The following is a 3,046-nucleotide window of genomic DNA, read 5'->3' on the forward strand; positions in this document are numbered from 1 at the left end:
CTGGCTCCTGGCGCCCGTCTGGTGCTCGCACAGGTCGCGACCGAGCTCGACGTCTCGGTCGTGCCGGTCCGCGAGGCTGTGCGGCGCCTCGAAGCCGAGGGGCTCGTGACGTTCGAGAAGAACGTCGGGGCCACTGTGGCCGGCATCGATCCGGTCGAATACCTCTACACGATGCAGACGCTGAGCCTCGTGGAAGGTGCCGCGACCGCCCTGTCCGCGCCCGCCGTCGGCCATCAGGACCTCGTCGCCGCCCGCGAAGTGAACGCGCGGATGCGGTCGATGGTCGCCGATTTCCCCGACAGCTTCGATCCCGTCCAGTTCACCCAGCTCAACCACGATTTCCACAGCGTGCTGTTCGAGCACTGCCCCAACCCGCACATCCTCGACCTTGTCCATCGCGGCTGGAATCGGCTCACGGCGCTCCGCGGCTCGACGTTCAGCTTCGTCCCGGAGCGCGCGAGCGAATCCGTGGAGGAGCACGAGGAGCTCCTGCGGCTCATCGAGAGCGGGGCTCCGACCGCCGAGATCGAGAGTGCCGCGCGGCGCCACCGCTCGGCAACGCTCGATGCCTACTTGGCGCGGACCGACGCGCACCCCAATTTCCCGAACCTCTGACCTACCCGCCCTCCACTCTCGAAGGAGCAACCATGACCAAGCACTTCGTGCCCGAGAACCTTCCCACCCACCTCCAGCACTACATCGGCGGCAAGCGCGTCGACTCGATCGGCGGCGAGACGTTCGAGGTCCTCGATCCCGTCACCAACACGACGTACGCGACCGCCGCCTCCGGCCAGAAGGCGGACATCGACGCCGCCGTCGCCGCGGCGACCGAGGCCTTAGAGAACGGGCCGTGGCCGCGCATGAAGCCCCGTGCCCGCGCCAAGGTGCTGTTCGCCATCGCCGACGCGGTCGAGGCGCAGGAGGACCGTCTCGCCGAGCTCGAGACCTTCGACACCGGTCTTCCGATCACCCAGGCGCGCGGCCAGGCACTCCGCGCGGCGGAGAACTTCCGCTTCTTCGCGGACCTCATCGTCGCCCAGCAGGACAACGCCCTCAAGGTTCCCGGGAGCCAGCTCAACTACGTCAACCGCAAGCCGATCGGCGTCGCCGGCCTCATCACGCCGTGGAACACGCCGTTCATGCTCGAGTCCTGGAAGCTGGGCCCCTCGCTCGCCTCGGGCTGCACTGTGGTGCTCAAGCCGGCCGAATTCACGCCGCTCTCGGCCTCGCTCTGGGCTGACATCTTCGAGGAGGCCGGCCTTCCCGAGGGCGTCTTCAACCTGGTCAACGGCTTCGGCGAGACCGCTGGGGATTCCCTCGTGAAGCACCCCGGCGTCCCGCTCATCTCCTTCACGGGCGAGTCCTCGACGGGCAAGCTCATCTACCGCAACTGCGCGGAGAACCTCAAGGGCATGTCGATGGAGCTCGGCGGCAAGTCCCCCGCCGTCGTCTTCGCCGACGCTGACCTCGACGCCGCCATCGACTCGACGCTCTTCGGCGTCTTCTCGCTCAACGGCGAGCGCTGCACCGCTGGCTCGCGCATCCTGGTCGAGCGCAGCATCTACGACGACTTCACCGAGCGCTACGCGGAGCGGGCCAAGAACATCGTGGTCGGCGACCCGCACGACCCGAAGACCCAGGTCGGCGCCCTCGTGCACCCCGAGCACTACGAGAAGGTCATGAGCTACGTGGAGATCGGCAAGTCCGAGGGCCGGCTCCTGGCAGGCGGCGGCCGTCCGGAGAACCTGCCGGAGGGCCAGGAGAACGGCTCCTACGTCGCCCCGACGGTGTTCGCCGACGTGAAGCCGGACGCCCGGATCTTCCAGGAGGAGATCTTCGGCCCGGTCGTCGCAATCACCCCGTTCGACGACGACGACGAGGCGCTGTCGCTGGCCAACAACACGAAGTACGGCCTCGCCGCCTACGTCTGGACCAACGACCTCAAGCGCGCCCACAACTTCGCCCAGTCGATCGAGGCCGGCATGGTCTGGCTCAACTCGCACAACGTCCGCGATCTGCGCACCCCGTTCGGCGGCGTCAAGGCCTCGGGCCTTGGCCACGAAGGCGGCTACCGCTCGATCGACTTCTACACCGACCAGCAGGCCGTGCACATCACGCTCGGCGACGTCCACACGCCGAAGTTCGGCGCCTGAGCAGCGCTCTCTGAGCCCAGACAACTCTCGAAGAGGAGAAACACCATGACCAACGCACCGATCCCCACCCCGTCCGTGCCGGCGCCGGACATCGTCCGCTGCGCCTACCTGGACCTCGTGGTCACGGACCTGAAGAAGTCGCGCGACTTCTACGTCGGCCTGCTCGGCCTGCATGTGACGTACGAGGACGACGAGGCGATCTACCTGCGCTCCTTCGAGGAGTTCATCCACCACAACCTCGTGCTGCGCAAGGGCCCCATCGCCGCCGCCGCGGCCTTCGCGTTCCGCGTCCGCACCCCCGAGGACGTGGACAAGGCCGAGGCCTACTTCAAGGAGCTCGGCTGCCGGACCGAGCGCCGCAGGGAAGGCTTCGTCCGCGGGATCGGCGATGCCGTGCGCGTCGAGGACCCGATCGGGTTCCCGTACGAGTTCTTCTACGAGGTCGAGCACGTCGAGCGCCTCCACATGCGCTACGACCTCTACTCGGCCGGCGAGCTCGTGCGCCTGGACCACTTCAACCAGGTCACCCCGGACGTCCCCCGCGGCCGTGCCTACCTCGAGGGCCTGGGCTTCCGCGTCTCCGAGGACATCAAGGACTCCGAGGGCACCACCTACGCCGCGTGGCTCCACCGCAAGGACACCGTCCACGACACCGCCCTCACCGGCGGCGACGGCCCCCGCCTGCACCACATCGCGTTCTCCACCCACGAGAAGCACAACATCATCCAGATCTGCGACAAGATGGGCGCCCTGCGCATGTCGGACCGGATCGAGCGCGGGCCCGGCCGTCACGGCGTCTCGAACGCGTTCTACCTCTACATCCTCGACCCCGACGGGCACCGCGTGGAGATCTACACGCAGGACTACTACACCGGCGACCCGGACAACCCCAC

3 protein-coding genes are annotated in these 3,046 nt (G+C 67.9%); all 3 read left to right on the forward strand.

All coding sequences use genetic code 11. The annotated features are described in order from the left end of the window. Nucleotides 1-615: GntR family transcriptional regulator (locus tag ACTHL9_RS18520; protein WP_440520732.1), on the forward strand; the 615-nt coding region annotated here is incomplete at its 5' end. Nucleotides 616-647: 32 nt separating this feature from the next. Then, entirely contained in the window at nt 648-2,153 is a 1,506-nt protein-coding gene (hpaE, locus tag ACTHL9_RS18525) for a 5-carboxymethyl-2-hydroxymuconate semialdehyde dehydrogenase (protein WP_440520733.1), read from the forward strand. Between the two features lie 45 nt (nt 2,154-2,198). Continuing rightward, a partial coding sequence (gene hpaD / locus ACTHL9_RS18530) for a 3,4-dihydroxyphenylacetate 2,3-dioxygenase (protein ID WP_440520734.1) occupies nt 2,199-3,046 on the forward strand: 848 nt, incomplete at its 3' end.

This window comes from Sinomonas sp. (genome assembly GCF_051955515.1).
In the GTDB taxonomy this organism is placed as follows: domain Bacteria; phylum Actinomycetota; class Actinomycetes; order Actinomycetales; family Micrococcaceae; genus Sinomonas.